15 protein-coding genes and 1 riboswitch are annotated in these 19,102 nt (G+C 67.4%); of the genes, 6 read left to right on the forward strand and 9 right to left on the reverse strand.

Annotated elements, in window-relative coordinates:
- Nucleotides 1-83: 83 nt before the first annotated feature.
- From ACE3TQ_RS01385 to ACE3TQ_RS01420, 8 genes are all read right to left on the reverse strand, one after another.
- Complete coding sequence (locus ACE3TQ_RS01385; RefSeq protein WP_374580116.1) at nt 84-728, reverse strand: TetR/AcrR family transcriptional regulator; 645 nt, start codon at nt 726-728, stop codon at nt 84-86.
- Nucleotides 729-793: 65 nt separating this feature from the next.
- On the reverse strand, nt 794-1,798 hold the full coding sequence (locus tag ACE3TQ_RS01390; RefSeq protein ID WP_374580117.1) for a 2-hydroxyacid dehydrogenase: 1,005 nt from the start codon (nt 1,796-1,798) through the stop codon (nt 794-796).
- A gap of 29 nt (nt 1,799-1,827) precedes the next feature.
- Nucleotides 1,828-3,297, reverse strand: coding sequence for a PepSY domain-containing protein (locus tag ACE3TQ_RS01395; protein WP_374580118.1), 1,470 nt, complete (start codon nt 3,295-3,297; stop codon nt 1,828-1,830).
- Complete coding sequence (locus ACE3TQ_RS01400; RefSeq protein ID WP_374580119.1) at nt 3,285-5,363, reverse strand: TonB-dependent receptor; 2,079 nt, start codon at nt 5,361-5,363, stop codon at nt 3,285-3,287. The genes ACE3TQ_RS01395 and ACE3TQ_RS01400 overlap by 13 nt, the downstream gene beginning before the upstream one ends.
- Entirely contained in the window at nt 5,360-5,737 is a 378-nt protein-coding gene (locus ACE3TQ_RS01405) for a hypothetical protein (RefSeq protein ID WP_374580121.1), read from the reverse strand. Before ACE3TQ_RS01405 ends, ACE3TQ_RS01400 begins: the two co-directional genes overlap by 4 nt.
- Nucleotides 5,734-6,177: a MotA/TolQ/ExbB proton channel family protein gene (locus tag ACE3TQ_RS01410; RefSeq protein ID WP_374580122.1), complete on the reverse strand. Its 444-nt coding sequence runs from the start codon at nt 6,175-6,177 to the stop codon at nt 5,734-5,736. The genes ACE3TQ_RS01405 and ACE3TQ_RS01410 overlap by 4 nt, the downstream gene beginning before the upstream one ends.
- Nucleotides 6,174-10,652 (reverse strand): cobaltochelatase subunit CobN, encoded by a 4,479-nt coding sequence (locus ACE3TQ_RS01415; protein WP_374580123.1) that lies wholly within the window; start codon nt 10,650-10,652, stop codon nt 6,174-6,176. The genes ACE3TQ_RS01410 and ACE3TQ_RS01415 overlap by 4 nt, the downstream gene beginning before the upstream one ends.
- A gap of 37 nt (nt 10,653-10,689) precedes the next feature.
- Nucleotides 10,690-10,908: riboswitch (cobalamin riboswitch) on the reverse strand.
- A gap of 25 nt (nt 10,909-10,933) precedes the next feature.
- The gene (locus tag ACE3TQ_RS01420; RefSeq protein ID WP_374580124.1) at nt 10,934-13,039 is read right to left on the reverse strand and encodes an acyltransferase family protein; all 2,106 of its coding nucleotides are present in this window, start codon (nt 13,037-13,039) and stop codon (nt 10,934-10,936) included.
- A gap of 108 nt (nt 13,040-13,147) precedes the next feature.
- On the opposite strand from ACE3TQ_RS01420, the gene ACE3TQ_RS01425 reads away from it, so the two are divergent.
- The 6 genes from ACE3TQ_RS01425 (at nt 13,148) to recQ (ending at nt 18,015) form a co-directional block, all read left to right on the forward strand.
- Nucleotides 13,148-13,456 carry a hypothetical protein gene (locus ACE3TQ_RS01425; RefSeq protein ID WP_374580125.1) on the forward strand — a complete coding sequence of 103 codons (309 nt, stop codon included), beginning with the start codon at nt 13,148-13,150 and terminating at the stop codon, nt 13,454-13,456.
- 39 nt (nt 13,457-13,495) lie between these two features.
- Nucleotides 13,496-13,753, forward strand: a complete 258-nt coding sequence (locus ACE3TQ_RS01430) for a YkgJ family cysteine cluster protein (RefSeq protein WP_374580126.1) — start codon at nt 13,496-13,498, stop codon at nt 13,751-13,753.
- 22 nt (nt 13,754-13,775) lie between these two features.
- Complete coding sequence (locus tag ACE3TQ_RS01435) at nt 13,776-14,039, forward strand: YkgJ family cysteine cluster protein (RefSeq protein WP_374580127.1); 264 nt, start codon at nt 13,776-13,778, stop codon at nt 14,037-14,039.
- Between the two features lie 52 nt (nt 14,040-14,091).
- Nucleotides 14,092-15,234 (forward strand): MFS transporter, encoded by a 1,143-nt coding sequence (locus ACE3TQ_RS01440; protein ID WP_374580128.1) that lies wholly within the window; start codon nt 14,092-14,094, stop codon nt 15,232-15,234.
- Between the two features lie 123 nt (nt 15,235-15,357).
- The gene (locus tag ACE3TQ_RS01445; RefSeq protein ID WP_374580129.1) at nt 15,358-16,191 is read left to right on the forward strand and encodes an undecaprenyl-diphosphate phosphatase; all 834 of its coding nucleotides are present in this window, start codon (nt 15,358-15,360) and stop codon (nt 16,189-16,191) included.
- A gap of 3 nt (nt 16,192-16,194) precedes the next feature.
- A complete protein-coding gene (recQ, locus tag ACE3TQ_RS01450) occupies nt 16,195-18,015 on the forward strand; it encodes a DNA helicase RecQ (RefSeq protein WP_374580131.1) in 1,821 nt (606 codons plus the stop codon).
- On the opposite strand, the gene ACE3TQ_RS01455 is transcribed toward recQ, so the two are convergent.
- Nucleotides 17,990-19,021, reverse strand: coding sequence for a hypothetical protein (locus ACE3TQ_RS01455; RefSeq protein WP_374580132.1), 1,032 nt, complete (start codon nt 19,019-19,021; stop codon nt 17,990-17,992). The genes recQ and ACE3TQ_RS01455 overlap by 26 nt on opposite strands.
- Nucleotides 19,022-19,102: the final 81 nt, after the last annotated feature.

Consider the following 19,102-nt stretch of genomic DNA (forward strand, 5'->3'; position numbering starts at 1 on the left):
TAACGATTAAGACAACGGATTGCGGGAAATTGCGACAGTCTGCAGATTTGGGGGGGTGAACGACCAAAATCGGCAATCTGCGGTCATTTTTGCGGGGCCAGGCCTTGCTGCACCAGGCCGAGGAAGGTGTCCATGAAGGCGTCGGCGTCGATCGTGTCGTGCGTCTCGCAGGGGAAGAAGCTGTGCTTCCACATCATCAGGGTCAGCACCGGGGCGATCAGCACGTTGGTCATCATGACCGGGTCCACCGGGCGGAATTCGCCGCGCGCCACGCCACGTTCCAGGATGCGCGTCAGCAGGGCGCTGCCGCGCTCAATCACTTCCTCGTTATAAAACTGGGCCAGTTCCGGAAAATTGCCGGATTCGGCCATCATCAGCTTGGTCAGGCCAGCGGCCTTGGTGGCGCCGACCTGGGTCCACCAGCGGCGCAGCATCTGGCGCAGCAGTTCGCAGCTGGACATGCCTTCGGCCGCAGCGGCGTCGCTTTCGGCCTGGCCGATGGTCTGCACGATGGTTTCGCGCACCACGGCTTTGAACAGTTCCTGCTTGTTTTCGAAATACAGGTAGAGCGTGCCTTTGGAGACGCCGGCGGCACGGGCCACGTCCTCCAGGCGCGTGGCGGCAAATCCGCGATCGACGAACAGCTCCAGCGCGGCCGCCAGCAATTCCTGCGGGCGCGCGTCCTTGCGCCGCTCCCAGCGGGGCTTGGTATCAGTCGGGGCTTGCATGATAAAAGTTGCGTTTAGGTAACTTACTTATGAGTCATTAATGGTAGTTCCGGCGCCTCCAGACGTCAAGGCGCCGGGCATGACGACACCTGGTTGGCCAGCGGCTGGCCGCGCTCGAAGGCAGTGATGCTGGCGATGGTGGTCTGCATGATCTGGCCGATGGCTTCGGAGGTGAAGAAGGCCTGGTGGCCGGTGACGATCACGTTGGGGAAGGACACCAGGCGCTGGATGATGTCGTCGCAGATGATGGAGGAAGACAGGTCCTGGAAGAACAGGCTGGCCTCCTGCTCGTAGACGTCGATGGCGAGGCCGCCCAGCTGGCCGGTTTTCAGGGCCGCGATGGCAGCTTCCGTGTCGACCAGGCCGCCCCGGCTGGTGTTCACCAGGATGCTGCCGCGCTTGGCCTGCGCCAGGGTGGCGGCGTTGACGATGTGGCGCGTGGCTTTGGTCAGCGGGCAATGGAGCGATACCACGTCGCTGGCGGCCAGCAGCTGGTCGACGGGCACGTAGCGGCCGCCCAGCGCTTGGAAGGCGGCGCTGGGGTGCTGGTCGTTGCCCAGCAGGGTACAGCCGAAGCCGGCCATGATGCGGGCGAAGATGGTGCCGATCTTGCCGGTGCCGATAATGCCGACGGTTTTGCCGTGCAGGTCGAAGCCCATCAGGCCGTCCAGCTCGAAATTGCCTTCGCGCGTGCGTACGCTGGCGCGGGCGATCTTGCGGTTCACGGCCAGCAGCAGGCCGACGGCGAATTCGGCCACCGAGTGCGGCGAATAGTCGGCGACGCGCACAACGGCGATGCCGTGCTTGTCGGCGGCGGCCAGGTCGATCTGGTTGTAGCCGGTGGAGCGCGTGGCGACCAGGCGCGTGCCCTGCTTTGCCAGGATGTCCAGCACGGCGGCGTCCACTGTGTCGTTGACGAAGACGCAGACTGCCGGGCAGCCTTGCGCCAGCACGGCGCTTTCCTGCGTCAGGCGCTCTTCGAAGAAGAGCAATTCATGGCCGGCGGCCTGGTTTGCCTGCGCCAGCATCAGCTTGTCGTAGCGGCGTGCGCTGAACACGGCTGTCTTCATATGGTCTCCTTGGGCGGTCGCCTTCCATTCTAATGGATGATGCGCCGCCATCCGAGGTAGATGCCGGTGGCGGACAGCATGGCGCCCAGCAGGCAGAGCGCAATCACCAGGATGTCCCAGGCCGGACGGGGACGGATGAAATCGAGCTGGTGCAGGCCGTTGAAGAGCCAGCGGTTCCATTTCCGGTTGTCGTCGACATAGCCGGCCAACTGGCCGCGGCGCGGATCGATGTAAAACGTGGTCCCTTCCGGCGTGTCGAAACGCACGCGCAGGACAGGGAAGCTGCGTTCGTTGTGGTGGCTGTAGTAGTAATTGTCTTCGCTGGCGAGCAGCACAGCCGATTGCACGGGCACGCCGGGGCGCATCGCTTGCACGGCTGGCAGCAGGGTCGTGGCGTCCAGCGCGGCGGGCGTGCCGCTGCGCGCGTCGAGCAAGTTGCGGCCGGTGCCTGTGAGGGTGGCGAAGTAGGTAGCGCCGGCGACGCGGCGCCATTCGATTTCCCGCGCGCCGGGGCTGGCTTGCAGGGCGGCGGCCACCGGCAAAGCCAGGTCGTCCCGTTGCAGCGCTCCGCCTGCGAATGCGAGCCTGTCGCGCGCTGTAATGCCGGGCGAATCGAGCCAGCCGAAAGGCGTGACGGAAAGCCAGCCGCTGAACAGCCAGGTGAGCGTGAGCATGCCGGCGCCCAGGCCCAGCCAGTGGTGCCAGGCCTGCCAGCCTTTGTAGGGCGAGCGGCGGCCACCCTTGTAGCGCCGGCGCAGGCGCAGGCGCTGGATGCCGAGCACCATGCCGCTCAGGGCCAGCACGAAGGTGATGGCGGAGGACCACATGACGGCTTGCCGCCACGGTTCGGCCTTGTCGCGCAAGGGCGTGAAGTACAGCCAGTGAATGACCGATCCGGCCCAGTTCCACGCGCGTTCGCTGCGGGTCGTGTCGCGTACCAATTCGCCGGTGCGGCCGGAGACGTACAGGACGCTGCCCGCATCGTCCGCGTAGGCGACGCGGTACAGCGGACGGTGCGCGGAGACGCGGCCGAAGGTCCACTGGTCGAGGTCAATGCGTTCGATGGATTGGATGCCCAGGCCTGCCGTTGCGGGCGTGCCCGCCCCGACGCCGGCCGCCGCGGCGTGGCGGCTCGCGCTGTCGGCCGCCAGCTCGTCGCTGACTTGCAAGGCAGCGCCGGTATCGGCCCAGACCGACACTTGCGGCGCTTTGCCGCCTTCAGGCTGGAAGTGGTAGGCCGGACGGCCGGCCACGGTGTTCAGGCGCACCGCAGTGGGCAGGCAGGGCGAACCGGTCGCCTGCCAGGCTGCCAGTGCGCTGACCTGCACGGCGGAGGGATCGAGCGGAGCCAGCCAGGCTTGCCGTTCCGCCTCGCTGAGCGCGGGATACGGCACGTACATCATCACCACGCCCGAGCCGAACCACAGCAGCACCAGCAGGCCGAGTACGATGCCCAGCCTGCGGTGCCACAGGTGCAGCTGACGCTTTAATACTGCCATTGCACGGTGAGCTCCGCGTGGCGGCGCTCGCCCAGCAGGTACTGGCTGTCGCCGTAGGAAGTCAGCGCGTACAACTTGTCGCCCAGGTTGCGCAGGTTGAGCTGCACCTGCATGCGGCGGTTCACATTCCAGCCCAGCGCGGCATCGAACGTGGTGTAGGCCGGCAGCGCTTGCACATTGCTGTTGTCGATGTAACGCTTGCCGACATGGCGCAGGCCGGCGCCTGCGCGCCAGGCCTCGGTGCGGTAGCCCAGCCAGGCGTTGGCCGATACCTTCGGCACGTTCGCCGGACGCTTGCCGGCGCGCGAGACGTTGCCGCTTTCGACCAGCTGGTCGAAGGACGCATCGGTGTAGGCCGCGTTGGCATCCAGGCGCCAGCCCGGGGCCAATGCCGCGCTGGCGGTGAACTCGGCGCCTTGCGAAGTCTGCGAACCGCCCTGGATCGATTGCGCCGGATTGGCCGGGTCGCGGGTGATGATGTCGTCCTTGGTGATGCGGTACAGCGCGGCGGTCCATTCCGCCTTGCCCTGCGCCAGCGATTGCTTGACGCCGGCCTCCAGCTGGCGCGAGCGGGTCAGCTTGTAGCGGCTATTGGCCAGGTTCAGCGACAGCAGGCTGGTGACCGGGTCGCTGCCGGTGCTGGCCTGGCCGTACAGCGAGGTGCCCGGCGCCAGCTTCCAGGTTGCGCCAAGGCGCAGCGCATTGGAGTTCAGGGTGGAGGTGAAACCGGCGGAGCCCAGCAGGCTGGTACGCGCCACGCGGTAGCGGTCGTGCCGCGCGCCGGCCAGCAGCAGCCATTGCTCGTTCAGCGCGTAGGCATCTTCCACATACAGCGCATTGCTCACCGTATCGGTGGTGAAGTTGGGGCGGAACGGGTCCGGGCTGTCGAACACGCCCGGCTGGAAGCCGGTCGGCGCCACGGTGGACGAACCGCCGTATGGCGAATTGTTGGTATGGGTGAAGTTGATGGTGGCGATTTCCCAGCCGCCCACCACGCGGTGCGCACCTTCGTTCCAGCGCGCTTCCAGGCGGTTGCCGGTGTGCTCCTGGTCGTGCTGGATGGCGATGTAGTCGCTGCGTTCAACCATGTTGGCGCGCGCGTCGTAGACGTAGCTCTCGACGTTGCGCCAATTGCGGCGTGCCTTGATGTACGCCAGCTCGTTGCTGATGCTGAGGGCAGGCGTGGCCTGCCATGCCAGGCGCGCCACGCCTTTGTCGTCGACGTACTTGATCAGCGCGTCGGCCACGTTGTAGTTCTGGCCGCGCAACTCTCCGGCGATGCGCCCATTGACCAGCGGCGTACCGAAGTAGCGTTGCGGCTTCTGCTCGGAGTGGTCCAGCTGCAGGTCCAGGTCGAGGCCGGGCGCCAGGTCGAAGGCGGCGCTGGTCAGCACTTTGCCGCGACGGGCTTCGCCACGGTCGATGAAACCATCGCTGCGGTCGGCGTAGGCGTCGACGCGGAAAGCGCCCTTCCCGCCCAGCGCGCCGGTGCCGCCGATGCCGCCGCGCAGGGCGCGGCCGCCGCCGAAGCCGGCCAGGGCTTCAAAGGTGCTGGCGCGCTGCGGCGCCTTGCGCACTGCATTGATGGTGGCGCCGGTGGTGCCGCTGCCGTACACGATGGAACCGGGGCCGCGCAGCACTTCAATGTAGTCGTAACCCCAGGGGTCTGCAGGGCCGGTGGCGGTGCCGGAGCCGACCAGCAGGCGCTGGCCGTTCTCCAGCATGGCGACCGAGCTGTTGCCGTTGAAGCCGCGCGCGGAATAGCTGATGCCGTTGCCGGGCGAGCTGCTGTCGGTCAGGCCGGTGGTGCGGGTAATGGCCTCTTTCACCAGCAGGTCGCCGCGCGCGCGGATGGTGTCGGTGTCCAGTGCCTCCACGCTGGCCGGCGTTTCTTCGATGCTCAGGCCAAGGCGGCTGCCGGTGGCGTTCTGGCGCGCCAGTCCCAGGCCGCTGTCGGCGCTGCCGTTGACGGTGACGGTCGGCAGGGCTATATCGTCGCTGGCTGCTGCGCTTGCGGCGCACAGGACGGCGGCTGCGGCCGCGATGATGCTTAAGTGTGTCTTCATTTCTTTGCTTCTGGTTTTGCAGGTTCGACCAGTACCAGCTGGCCCGTTTTTGGATCACGGAATACTTCGCCTACGCGGTCGTAGCCGCTGCCGGCCTGGCTGATGCCGGCGGCGGGACGCTCGATCTGTTTGCCCTTCTCCACCGGCTTGTGTTTGGCCAGCGCGCCCTGGCTGCCGGCGATGGCGGCGATCAGGCCGCAGGCGAAGACCAGCATGACGTCCACCAGGTTGACCAGGCTGGAACGCGGGTCTTCATCGCTGTCGTCGAAGCGCGAGTCGAGGTGCTGGTACAGGCGCAGGCGCTTGCGGCCGGTGCCGGCGCCGCCTAAGGCCCCGGCACCGGCCTGGGCTTGGGCTTCTGGCTGGTCCCTCATGCTGCCTGCTCCATGGCGTCCAGCGTTTCTTCGTACCAGCGGCGGCGCAGCTTGCCGATCACCAGGCCGGCGATGCCGGCGACCAGGCCCAGCACGGTGGCGTCGAAGGCTACCGTGACGGCGCTGGCCAGTTGCGCGGGATTGCCTTGGCCGAGCGCGGCCAGGCCGGGGCCAAGGGGGATGATGGTGGCCATCAGGCCCAGCATCGGGGGAATGCGTGCCAGCAGGTCGGCGCGCTCCAGGCGGTGGCGCGCCAGGGCCTGTACGCGGGCCGCGTTGCCGGCGGCGCGCAGCTTGGCCAGGCCGCTGAAGCGTTCGCCGACGGCGATGCCCGCTTCCAGCGCGGCGATGGCGCAGGCAGCCAGCAGCGCCAGCAGGGCCGGTGCCAGCAGCAGGCTGACGCCGTCGTGCAGCCAGGCGTAAGAGATGTTTTCGATCATTTGTATGCTCCTTGGGCAATGGTTGTTCGGGTGCCGCGCAGCAGGCCCAGGGCGAACATCGCCAGGCAGGCGGCCAGGATCGCGAGCAGCTTCATGGCGCGCTCGGCGGGGGATACGGTTGGTTCGGCCAGGTCGCGCAGCTCGTAGGCGCGCGCCGGCTCCGCAGCGGCATCGGCTTGCGCTACGCTGCCAACTTCGGTTGGCTGGTCGGTGCTCCTGCGGCTTGGCTCGCGGCGCGCAGCGTCGTCGGCGCGCCAGGCAGCGGGGGCCGCGTCGGCGGCTGCAGCGGCGGCAGCGGCGGCGCGGGCGGCATCGGCGGCTTGCGCTGGGCGGCTGGCTTGCGCAGCGCTTGTGCCGCGTGCCGCATCGGCCGGCAGCATGTCGCCACGGGCCTTGGCCAGCGTCGCGCTGAGGGCCTGCGCGTCGGCCGCCTCCAGCTGCGGGGACAGCCATTGCCACATTGGATGATCGGGGGCGGTGTGGCCGCTGCCGGGCAGGCCGTTGCTGGCAACCAGGCGCGCCAGTTCGCCGCCCATCTGCTTGATGGTGGCGTCATCCGTCTTCCAGTAGCCCTTCTCCGCCGCCACCATGAAAATGGCCAGCATATGCGCCTTGGCATGCGCGTTGTGGCGCTGGCCGAGGAATTGCGGCAGGCCGATCTTGTGGGCATCGTCGAAGTAAACCGACTTCACCTCATCCCAGGCCCAGTTCTTCACCAGGTCGGGTCGGGTCACCTGCCAGCCCCACAGGTTCTCCAGGAATTCCTGGCCCATGGTGCGGGCGCCGGCGTAGCCGTGCCCCATCAAGGGCTTGAGCCAGGCCGGGTTCAGGAAGCGGCCGCGCAACTCGCCCAGCAGGGCCGACGCCAGCGGTTCGACGTCGGCGCGGCCCGGCTGCGCATGCTGCAGGATCAGCGCGTCGGGCACGCGCCCGGTGCGGCTTTCCACCGCCAGCGACAGGCCGCCCAGGTAGTCGAAGGCGTCGTTGTTGTCCAGCAGGCCGTACAGGTTGCTGGCGCGGCCGTGGTAAGTGCGGGTGATGCCGTCCAGCGCCGCGTCGAAGGCGGCATGGTTCGATTCGCCGCTCGCATCCAGGCCGTAGGCATGGCCCATGCGCAGGCGGTAGGCCTTGCCGATTTCATCGCGCTCGCGCCAGGCGCCGGAGCGTTCGGTCAGGCGGTTGACGCCCGCGCCATAGGCGCCGGGCGCATCGCCGAAGATGCGTTGCGCCGCCGCCCGTCCGGCCTCCGCCGGCGGCATGCCGCCAGCCTGCAGCGCGCGCACGCGTACCAGCCATTCGCGCGCCACGCGGTTGTCGGCAACCGGCTCGCGGCCCCACGCGGCGTTGCCGCCGACGCCGGTGGCGCTGACGCTGCCAAGCGGCGCCAGGGCGGCTTCCAGCGCTTCGCGCATGGCCGGCTCCTGCTCGGCCACCCCGGCGGCGGAGGCGGCCAGCGCCATGCGGCCGGCGCGGTCGATCAGGCGGATCAGGTTGGGATACAGGTCGCGGAACAGGCCGGAGGTGGTCACCAGCGCATCGCGCCGCACCGCCCCCGGCAGCAGGCGCACGTCGTTCACGATGCCGCGCGCATTCCATACCGGCTCCGCGCCCATCATCGCCAGCGCGAAGGCCACCATCACGCCCTCGTCGCGCACCGCGTCGGAGGCCCACAGCAAAATGCCCTCGCTGCCGGCCGACGAGCGCTCGCGCGCCGCAGCCTTGGCCGCCAGCCCGGCGCCCATCTGGTAGCCGATCCTGGTCGGCAGGATATCGCCATCGACAGCATGGAAATTGCGCCCGGTCGGCAGCGCCTCCGGCGAGCGCAGCGGATCGTTGCCCTTGCCCGGCTCGATGAAGCGGCCATCCAGCCCCGCCAGCAACGCACGCATTTCATTGGCCGGCGATTGCGCCAGCTTGCGCGCCACTTCCGGATCGTCGATGCCGCCCTTCTTCATGGACTCCAGCATCAGGTCGACCGACTCCTGCTTCCACTGGCGGCCGAAGATATGCAGGCCGTGCGGCATGAACTTTTCCTGCAGCTTGGTCAGGTAATGCCCCACCTCGTGCGCCAGCAGATCGTCGTCCGCCGCATCGAAACCGATGCCGCGCACCGCCAGCACGTCCGCCATCGAAGCCTCCAGCTCGGCCTTCAGGTTCAATGCCACCACGCGCTCGCGCATCAGCTGCGCCGCCTTGGCCTTCAGCGACTCCGAACTGGCCGCCTCGTAGCTCTCCACGATCTGGCGCAGCGACAGCAGCTCGTCGTACAGCGGGGTCGACGCCAGCGGCGGCGTCAGATGGTCCACCATCACCGCCAGGCCGCGCCGCTTGGCTTGCGTGCCCTCGCCCACGCCGTCCACGATGTAGGGATAGACACCCGGCAGGTCGCCCGCGATCAGGCTGGAAAAATCGTCCGCCGCCAGGCCGACCGCCTTGCCGGGCAAGAACTCATAGGTCGAATGGCGTCCCACGTGCACCAGCGCGTCCGCCTTGAAACGGTCGCGCAGCCAATGGTAGAAGGCCAGGTACTGGTGCGGCGGCGGCACGCTGGTATTGGCGTGCAGCAGCTCCTCGTCCACCTCCCAGCCGCGCGGCGGCTGCGGGCCGATGAACACATTGCCGAACACGATGCCAGGCACCAGCAGCTTGCCGCTGTCCACCATGATCTTTCCCGGCGCCGGGCCCCAGCCTTTCATGCCCTCGATGCGGTAAGTGGCCAGGCGGCGCTGCAGCGGCGCCAGCGCGGCACAGCGGCGCGGCGCCCGCTCCTGCAGGCATTTGGCGTAGCCGTCGGCCAGCGCCTGCAGGTCGCGCATGGCGGCCTCGCGCTGCGGATGGTCGGCGCCCTCCACCAGGTGCTGCAGTTCCTTGATCACGACTTCCGCCTGCTTGCGGCCCAGTGCCCACTCGCGCGCGGCTTCCGCCTGCAGCACGTCGGCGTGCAGGCGGCCCAGCAGACCGCTGGTCATCTCGCCCTGCACGCGCGGCGACAACGTGCCGAACCACTGCGCGTAATCGGCAGCGCTGACGCTGTTCACAGACGCCGCCAGCTCGCGCAATCCGGCGCGGTCTTCCGGCAGGTTGACGCCGTGCGCCATGATGCGGTCCAGCAGCGCCTCCGGCGTGGCCGGCAGTTCGCCCACCGTATAGCCGGCGCCCTTCAGCGCATGCAGCATGTCGAACAGCGAAGCCGGCACGTCCAGGTTGTCGGCGCCGATGTTCTGGCGGCCCGGCGGGTGGTTGTAGTAGACCAGCGCCACGCGCTTGTTCTTGTTGGACTTGGCGCGCAGCGCCAGCCAGCGCTCCACGCGCAGCGCCAGGCGCTCCGCCTCCGCCCCCAGCACCACCGGCGGACGGTTCTCGATGCCGGTCAGCTTGTCGCGCTGGGCCTCGCCAAGGGCCGCCACCACGATCGGCTGGCCGATGCCCTGAAGTTCCGGCAGCGCCACGCGGTACTGCACCGAATCGGGCGGCAGGCCGTCCGGCGACAGGCGCCACTGCATGGCGGTGCGGTCGGACAGGCGGATCGCCTTGAACAGGGGGATATCGAGGCGCTTGAACGCCTCGCTAACGGCCTCGCGGTTTTCGGCCGCACCCACCACGAAGTCCTGCAGCACCACCAGCGCCGCCGGCACGGCCGGCGCAATCAGCTCCGGCAAGCGCTCCAGCGCCTCGCGCGAAGCGCCGCCCCAGCGCGGCAGCACCTGCACGCATTGCTGGCCGGTGCGCTCCACCTGGCGGCACAGGGCGGCCGGCACCATGCCGTCCATATTCGACAGGTCCAGCACCACCACCGTCGGACGCGCCTGCACGCCCAGCTGCGCCGCGCGGCCCCAGGCCGACGCATCATGCAGCTCGCGCTCGCCCATACGCAGGCGCAGCGTCGGTTCCGGCTGCGGCGCGGCCAGCGCGCGCGCCGGGTCAAGCAGGTGGGCGAACAGCGCCGCCGTGTTGTCGCGGCCACCGGCCTGCCACACCTGGCGTGCCGCCAGCCACTGGGCGGCCGCCGGCAACGCGCGCGCCGCCTGCAAGGCCGCCGCCGGCGGCTGTTCGCTCGACAGCTGGCGCAAGGTCTCCGGTGAAAAGCCCTGCAGGCTGCCCTGGCGCCCGCGCGAGAGCAGGCTCAATGACGCTTCGCCGTTAAAAGCCAGCACCGTTGCCGAGGCGCGCGCGTGGCGCGGCAAGGCATCCTTCAGGCGCCGCGCCGGATCGCCGAACAGCGAAACCGCAAGGATGCTGTCGGCCTGCGCCAGCCATTGCGCGGCCTGCCTGTCGTCGGCCGCCATCCACTGCGCCGGCGTGCGCAGGATGATGCGGTCCCTGGGATAGGCGGCCAGGTGGCGGTGGGCCGCTTCGATGGCCGCCGGTGCGGCACGTTCGGTCACGATGGCGAACAGCGTGGCAGCGTTAAGACGCGCACAGGCGAACGCACATAGCAGGACCACAATGATCCGGGCAAAGGTAGAGGTAGGCACAGGAAATCCGAGCACGCAAAACCACACCCCGGGTTTTGCACAATCAAACAAGACTGGCCGGTCTTCTGGCTTGCCTTCATCCTCCCCTGGCCCGGCCTTCCCGTGCATGTGCACAGTGGCGTTGGTCAGCTTCGTCTGGCTTACAGCAGCGGGGGCTGCGCCGGACTGGCGGGGGATGGTTATCCCGCGCGTCACCGGCTTCCCGTTTCACCACCTTACAGGCTTGCAAGGCGGAACCAATCAAGTAACGGGCGCCATTCTAGCAGAGAATGCGCAGCGTTCTATCCACCCTGGCCAAGCCAAAGCTGGTGTTCGAGCACCTGGCTGCTGCGGATCCGGTCAGCCAGCAACTCGACGCCTTGTGGACTCAGGTGGAAGTGATCGAGGATCAGCGGTACCCCTTTGGGCGATATCAGCGGGCAACCGCCCTCGCAATACAACTGCAGGCGGTTCAGGTAACCAAAGCGGTTTTCCAGCGCAAAGGCATGCATCGCGTCTGCATGCTTCAGCGCCGACGGTTCCAGCATATTTTGGGCAATGGCCGCCAGCGATTGTTTGCGGTCCAGGCGCAGCATGGCCATGGCCAGGTTGTCGCTGAAGGTCAATGGCGGCCCCGCCAACAGCACGGGATGACCTGCCGCGCGAAAACGCTGCAGGTCCTCGCGCGCAACGCGGAAATCATCCTGCCAGGCCGATGCCACCACCACACCATCGAGCTTATGGCTGGCGGCGAACTGCTGCGCATACGCCAACTGACGCACGCAATAGTGCTCCTTGTTGCGGTACGCGGCCTGGAAAGGCTTGCAGGCCGACCCCGTAATCTGCAGGAAGTTCACATCGGGATAGGCGCGCACCAGCGCCGCGTGCAGTTCCGCGGCAGCACTGTCGCCATACACCAGCACATTGCGGCGCTGCGGCGCCAGCGTGATGCAATCGGCATGCCCCGCGTAATAGTCTGCGAAGGAGGATGGCGCGCTTTCGATATCCATCAAATGGCAGCTGTGGTAGCGCTCAATGCGGTTGCGCTCCAGTTGCAGGCGGCCCACATAGTGGTAGTCAGCCGCGCGCATGGCGCGCAGGCGCTGCAAGGCCAGTGCGGTGGCCGGCGTGTCGGGCAAGATAGCGGCCTGGGTGAGCGCCACCGGCACGGCGGCCGGCAACACGGCGGCGACCGGGGCCGGCGCCGTTGCGGCTACGCTGGGTGCTGTGGCGGCCATGGGCAAGTACCGGCTCAGGCTAAGCAACTCACGCTGCGGCACGCCGTCCATGCGGTACAGCTGGAAGCCGAAGCCGCCGAGTGCGCACAGCAGCGCCGCCAACGCCACCGGCAACGCCGGTTTGCCCTGCATCGCAAAACGCAGCCGTCCTTCCACGACAACGCAGGTCAGCCATGCCAACAGCACGCTGAGCGCCAATGCCGACCACAGTACCGCTTCGGCCACATTTCCCCCTTGCAGGATATGGGCAAAGGACAGCAGCGGCCAATGCCATAGATACAGGGGATAACTGATACGTCCCAGCCAGGTGACCGGCGCCAGGCGGAACAGGGATGCATTCAAGGTCGCCGCCGGACCGGCCGCCAGCAGGACAGTGGTACCCGCCACCGGCAACAAGGCCCAGTAGCCGGGGAATAAACTGGTCTTATCGATTAGCCGGAAAGCCGACGCAATCGCAATGGCAGCAGCCAGTGTCCACACCGGGGCCGGCGTGGTACGCGGCGGGTGGTAGGTATGCCACCAGGCGAGCAGGCCACCCACGGCCAGTTCCCAGAAACGTGACGCTGGCGAGTAGAACGCGGCATCCGGCGCATGGAGCGCCGCGTACACGCTGTAGCCGAAGGACGCCAGTGCCAGGAGCAGTGTGACCGGGACAAAAGCGCGGCGCCAGCGAGAGAGCAAGCACAGCAGCAAGGGCCAGGCGATATAGAACTGCTCCTCCACGCCAAGCGACCACAAGTGCAGGAAAGGCTTGGTTTCCGCACTATTGTCGAAATAGCCGGATTCATGCCAAAACAGAAAATTGGCCACGAAGCCGGCGCCCCCCGCCGCGTGGCGGCCAAGCTGGGACAGCTCTTCCGGCAACATGAGCAGCCAGCCCAGCACCAGCGTGGCGGCCATTACCACCAGCAGGGCGGGGAAGATACGGCGCACGCGGCGCGCATAGAAGCTGGCAAGACTAAAGCTACCGGCATCGAGCGCCCGCAACAAAATGCCCGTGATCAGGTAACCGGAAATGACGAAGAAGATGTCGACGCCGGCAAAGCCGCCGGGGAGTGCCTGCGGAAAGGTGTGGAACACTACCACGGCCACTACCGCCAGGGCGCGCAATCCATCGATATGGGGGTAATAGGCAGGGGCTGCCGGTGGCGCTGAAATATAGCTAGGCATACAACAACTGTTGTTATAAGGATGTAATTCTACAGAATTATTGGTAAATCAAAGAGAAAAGGTATTTACTGGTAAATGCGCGTCTACGAACGCGTCTGGGAGAGAAAAATGCATAACAAGACAACTTTGCAAGTCCTGGCCGCCGCCTCGGGACTTGGGGACGAGCGCATACAGGAACTGTGGGAAGGCGCAGACATGTATGCCCGTGCGCAGGCCGGCAACCCCGATTCGCCCCGCTACCAGCAAGTGCTGCATGAACGCATGGCAGCCATGGTCGAACGCGAGGTGGCCAAGCGCCAGCCCGCGCGCGAACAGGCGCCCTGGGTCATGGCCGACGCCCACCTCGGCCAGATCGAAGTCTCCCTGTCCGATGCACTGAAAGCCTTTGGCAGTCGCGCGCAACACGTCATGCATTGACGCAGGCAGTACTGCGCAACGCGCAGGAGTGGGTGCGCCATGAACCGCAACCCGATCCCGTGCCGCCCGCAGTGCGGCGCCTGCTGCACAGCGCCCGCCATCGACAGCCCCATCCCCGGCATGCCGCAAGGGAAACCGGCGGGTGTGCCTTGCCTCCACCTGGACGCGCAGCGGCGCTGCAAGCTGTACGGCTTGCCCGAACGGCCCCAGGTCTGCCTCGACTTCATTGCCGATGAAATGATCTGCGGCGAAACGCGCGAGCAGGCCATGCGCTGGCTGGGCTGGGCCGAGGCGTGAACAGGTAGAATATCGCCCCATCATGAGTTTCCAATGCCGCCCCGCCTGCGGCGCCTGCTGCACGGCGCCCTCCATCACGTCCCCGATTCCCGGTATGCCGAACGGCAAGCCGGCCGGTGTGCGCTGCGTGCAGCTGGGCGAGGATAACCGCTGCCTGATCTTTGGCCGCCCCGAGCGGCCCGCCTTCTGCGCCGGCCTGCAGCCCTCGGCGGAGATGTGCGGCGCGACGCGCGAGCAGGCCATGCACTGGCTGACCGCGCTGGAACGCGCGACGGCGCCGGCCTGACGCCGGCAGGCGTGCCGCACCGGGCGCGCGGTTCAGGCTAAAATGTTCAGCTATGAACCAAGTTATCGACCACCGCCACCGCCTCTCCACCCGCCTTGCCTTCCTGACCGCCGGCCTGGCCATGTCGGCCTGGGCGCCGCTGGTGCCGTATGCCAAGGAGCGCCTGGGCCTGGCCGAGGGGCCGCTCGGCCTGCTCCTGCTGTGCCTGGGCGCCGGTTCGCTGCTGGCCATGCCGCTGACCGGCGCGCTGGCGGCGCGCTTTGGCTGCCGCGCGGTGGTGCTGTGGTCGTCGCTGCTGGTGTGCCTGGCCCTGCCCGGCCTGGCGCTGGCGCCGACGCCTTTGCTGCTGGGCCTGGTGCTGTTCGTCTTCGGCGCCGCGCTCGGCACCATGGACGTGGCCATGAACGTACAGGCGGTGATGGTGGAAAAGGCCAGCGGCGGCGCCCTGATGTCCGGCTTCCACGGCATGTTCAGCCTGGGCGGCTTTGCCGGCGCCGGCAGCATGGCCCTGCTGCTGTGGCTGGGCAGCGGTCCGCTCGGCGCCTGCCTGGCCATCGTCGCCCTGGTGGCACTGCTGCTGTGGCGCGCCAGCCCCGACCTGCTGCACGAGCCGGAGGCGCGCGAAGGCGGAACCCCGGCCTTCGTCATGCCGCACGGCGCGGTGATCTTTATCGGCGCCCTGTGCTTCATCGTCTTCCTGGCCGAAGGCGCCATGCTGGACTGGAGCGCCGTCTTCCTGACCGCCGAACGCGGCCTGGAGGAAGGCCGTGCGGGCCTCGGTTACGCCGCCTTTGCCGTGGCCATGACCGTCGGCCGCCTGACCGGCGACCGCGTGGTGGGCCGCTTTGGCGCGCGTCCGGTGCTGCTGGCGGGCGGCCTATGCGCCGCCGCGGGCTTCTTCACCGCGGTGGCGGCGCCCGGCGCGGCCCTGGCGCTGGTGGGCTTTGTGCTGGTCGGCCTGGGCGCCTCGAATATCGTGCCCATCCTGTTTACGGCCGCCGGCAACCAGAAGGCCATGCCGGCCAGCCTGGCGATTGCCGCCATCACCACCATCGGCTACGCCGGCATCCTGGCCGGACCGGCCCTGATCGGCTTCGTGGCCCACCTCTCCAGCCTGACCCTGGCCTTTGCCGCCCTGGGCGGCGCCCTGTTGCTGGTGGCCGCCAGCGCGCGCCTGGTACGCGTGCATTCCTGATCCAGCGCAAATCGCGCCCGGGCCGGCAACGTTAATCTTGGATTAAGTCGTTCGGCCCCGGCGCTCATGGTAAGCTTCGTGCCCGCGTAGTATCCCGCCACCGACACACTTAACAAATTCACAATGGATATCGTTCTCGCACTGAAGGCTCTGATCATGGGTCTGGTCGAAGGGTTTACCGAATTCCTGCCAATTTCGTCCACCGGCCACCTGATCCTGGCCGGCAGCCTGCTCGACTTCACGGGGGCCAAGGTGAAAGTGTTTGAAATCGTGATCCAGGGCGGCGCCATGCTGGCCGTGATCTGGGAATACCGCCGCAAGATCGGCGAGGTACTGGCCGGCATCACGCATGACCCCAAGGCGCAGCGTTTCGCGCTCAACATCCTGGTCGGCTTCGTGCCGGCCGGCGTGCTGGCCCTGCTGTTCAACAAGAGCATCACCGCCCTGCTGTTCCACCCGGTGCCGGTGGCGCTGGCTTTCATCATCGGCGGCTTCATCATCCTGTGGGTGGAGCGCCGCGCGCGCATCAACCCGGTCACCGTGCGCGTGCAGTCGGTGGACGACATGAGCATCGGCGACGCGCTGAAAGTGGGCTGCGCCCAGGCCTTCGCATTGATCCCCGGCACCAGCCGCTCCGGCGCCACCATCATCGGCGGCCTGCTGGCCGGCCTGTCGCGCAAGGCGGCCACCGAGTTCTCCTTCTTCCTGGCCATCCCGACCCTGCTGTCGGCCACCTTCTATTCGCTGTGGAAGGAGCGCGCGCTGCTGTCGCTCGCCGACCTGCCGATGTTCACCGTCGGTACCGTATCGGCCTTCATTTCCGCCTTCCTGTGCGTGCGCTGGCTGCTGCGCTACGTCAGCACCCACGGCTTCACCTTCTTCGCCTGGTACCGCATCGTGTTCGGCCTGGTGGTGCTGCTCACCGCCTACACCGGCATCGTTACCTGGCACGTATAAACAATGGAACAGCAAGACACCAGCCAGCGCGCCCTGCACCTGCTGCAGACCGTCTTCGGCTACCCAGCCTTCCGCGGCCAGCAGGGGCAGATCGTCGAGCATGTCGGCAACGGCGGCGACGCCCTGGTGCTGATGCCGACCGGCGGCGGCAAATCGCTGTGCTACCAGATCCCGGCCATGCTGCGCGACGGGGTGGGCGTGGTGGTCTCGCCGCTGATCGCGCTGATGCAGGACCAGGTCGACGCCCTGGCCGAAGTGGGCGTGCGCGCGGCCTTCCTCAACTCGACCCAGACCTATGAGGAAGCGGCGCGCATCGAACGCCTGGTGCGCACCAACCAGATCGACCTGCTGTACGTGGCGCCCGAGCGCCTGCTGACGCAGCGCTGCTTCGACCTGCTGCAGGACTCGCAGATCGCCCTGTTCGCCATCGACGAGGCGCACTGCGTGTCGCAATGGGGCCATGACTTCCGCCCCGAATACATCAAGCTGTCGGTGCTGCACGAGCACTTCCCGAACGTGCCGCGCATCGCGCTGACCGCGACCGCCGACCAGCAGACGCGCGACGAAATCATCCACCGCCTGGCGCTGAACGACGCCGCGCAGTTCGTCTCCTCCTTCGACCGCCCCAACATCCGCTACCAGATCGTGGAGAAGACCAACGGCCGCAAGCAGCTGCTGGACTTCATCACCTCCGAACATGCGGGAGACTCCGGCATCGTCTACTGCCTGTCGCGCAAGAAGGTGGAAGAGACGGCGGAATTCCTGAACGAGCACGGCGTGCGCGCCCTGGCCTACCACGCCGGCATGGAGCACGCCAAACGCGCCGACAACCAGGCGCGCTTCCTGCGCGAAGACAATATTGTGATGGTGGCCACCATCGCCTTCGGCATGGGCATCGACAAGCCGGATGTGCGCTTCGTCTGCCACCTCGATTTGCCCAAGTCGATCGAAGGCTACTACCAGGAGACCGGCCGCGCCGGCCGCGACGGCCTGCCCGCCAGTGCCTGGATGTCCTACGGCCTGCAGGACGTGGTGCTGCAGCGGCGCATGATCGACGAGTCGGAAGCGGACGAGAATTTCAAGCGCGTGCTGTCAGCCAAGCTCGATTCGATGCTGGGCCTGTGCGAGACGCTGAGCTGCCGCCGCATGCGCCTGCTGGAATACTTCGGCGAACCGGCCACCCCATGCGGCAACTGCGACACCTGCCTGATCCCGCCCGTCTCCTTCGACGGCACGGTACCGGTGCAGAAGCTGCTGTCGGCCATCTACCGCTGCGACCAGCGCTTTGCCGCCGGCCACGTGATCGAGGTGCTGCGCGGGGTGGAGACTGAACGCATCCAGACCTGGCACCACGACAAGCTGTCCGTGTACGGCATCGGCGCCGACCGCAGCGAGCAGGAATGGCGCGCCATCCTGCGCCAGGTGATCGCGCTCGGTCTGGTCACCGTCGACCATGAGCAATTCAGCTCCCTCAAGCTGACCGACGCCGCGCGCCCGGTGCTGAAGGGCGGCCAGAAGGTACAGCTGCGCCAGTACCAGAAGCCGGTCAAGCAAAAGCGCAGCGCGGCGCCGAAAGGCTATGCCGAGACCGACCTCGATGGCGACGAGCAGCGCATCTTCGACCGCCTGCGCTCCTGGCGCATGGGCGCGGCGCGCGAGCACAATGTGCCGGCCTACGTCATCTTCAACGACGCCACCCTGCGCGAGATTGCCAAGGTGCGCCCATCCTCGCTGGGCGAGCTGCGCGTGGTGTCGGGCGTGGGCGAGAAGAAGCTGGTGTCCTACGGCGACGAAATCGTCAGGCTGATCGCCGAGCTTTCCTGAGGCGCATGGCGCCCAGCAGCGCCAGCCCGGCCGCCAGCTGCAGCGCGAGGCCCGGCTCCGGCACCGGCGACAGCAAGACCATGCGCTGGCCAAAGCCCTCGTCCCACAGCAAGGCGCCGATCTCACCTTTTTCATTGATGGTGGCAAGGTGCGCCAGCTCCCATCCCTCCCAGCCGGCTTCATGCCATCGTTCGCCGATCTCGTAGACCTGGTCTTCGAACCACAGCACGGTGCGGCCGATGTAGTACTCGCCGATCACCACGCCAGCGTCGTTCATGTCGGTAATGGTGCCGTTCCACAATTGCGTCAGCGCGCCGTCGCGCCACAGCCAGGGCTGGTAATCATCGGTGGTGCCGGCGATCCACCCGCGCTGGTTGATGAACATGGGCCGCTCGCCCGGCACGCCCTCCAGCGTTGACAGCTGGCCGTCGCGCCAGACCTTGATGCCGGCAATCGTCGCGCCATCGTTTTCCAGCCCCACGCCCACCATGGCGCCGGCATCGTTGATCGCCTGCGGGATGAAGTCGACGAACTGTGTATCCTGCCCGTCGCGCTGCATGAAACCGCGCCGGTACCAGCTGTCCCCGAAGCCGCCTTGCACACCGCCGACAATCGTGCCGTGGTTGTTGATGCCGGCCGCCCCGCCGCTGCGGCCAAAGTCATTCACGCGCTCAAAGGGCCCGCCCTGCACCGACGCCACCGGCAGGTAATAGGTCATTTCCTCATTGTGCGGCGGCCACATGGCCGAGCCCACCGCCGTGCCCTCGTTATTGAATCCGCGTATCAGGACATCGACCGCACCGGTAGCGATGGGCGTCAGGCCCGTGCCGCGGCTCCAGGTGTAGGGCGTGCCGTAGCGTGTCAGCGCGATCACACCCTGATCGTTGATGTGCATATCGCCCCAGAAATCGGCAATCAGCGTGGCACGGTAAGCGGGCGCTACCTGGCCAACGGCGCCCGCCGGCCATAGCAGCACTGCTAGCAATATGGAGGTGAACTTGAGCATGGCATTCTCCCGGCGTAGGCATGGAAGCCCATGCTGCACTTAGCCCGGCAAGCACGCGCGCAGCATCCGCTATCGTGCGGG

The organism is Pseudoduganella sp. (genome assembly GCF_041914865.1).
Taxonomy (GTDB): domain Bacteria; phylum Pseudomonadota; class Gammaproteobacteria; order Burkholderiales; family Burkholderiaceae_D; genus Rugamonas.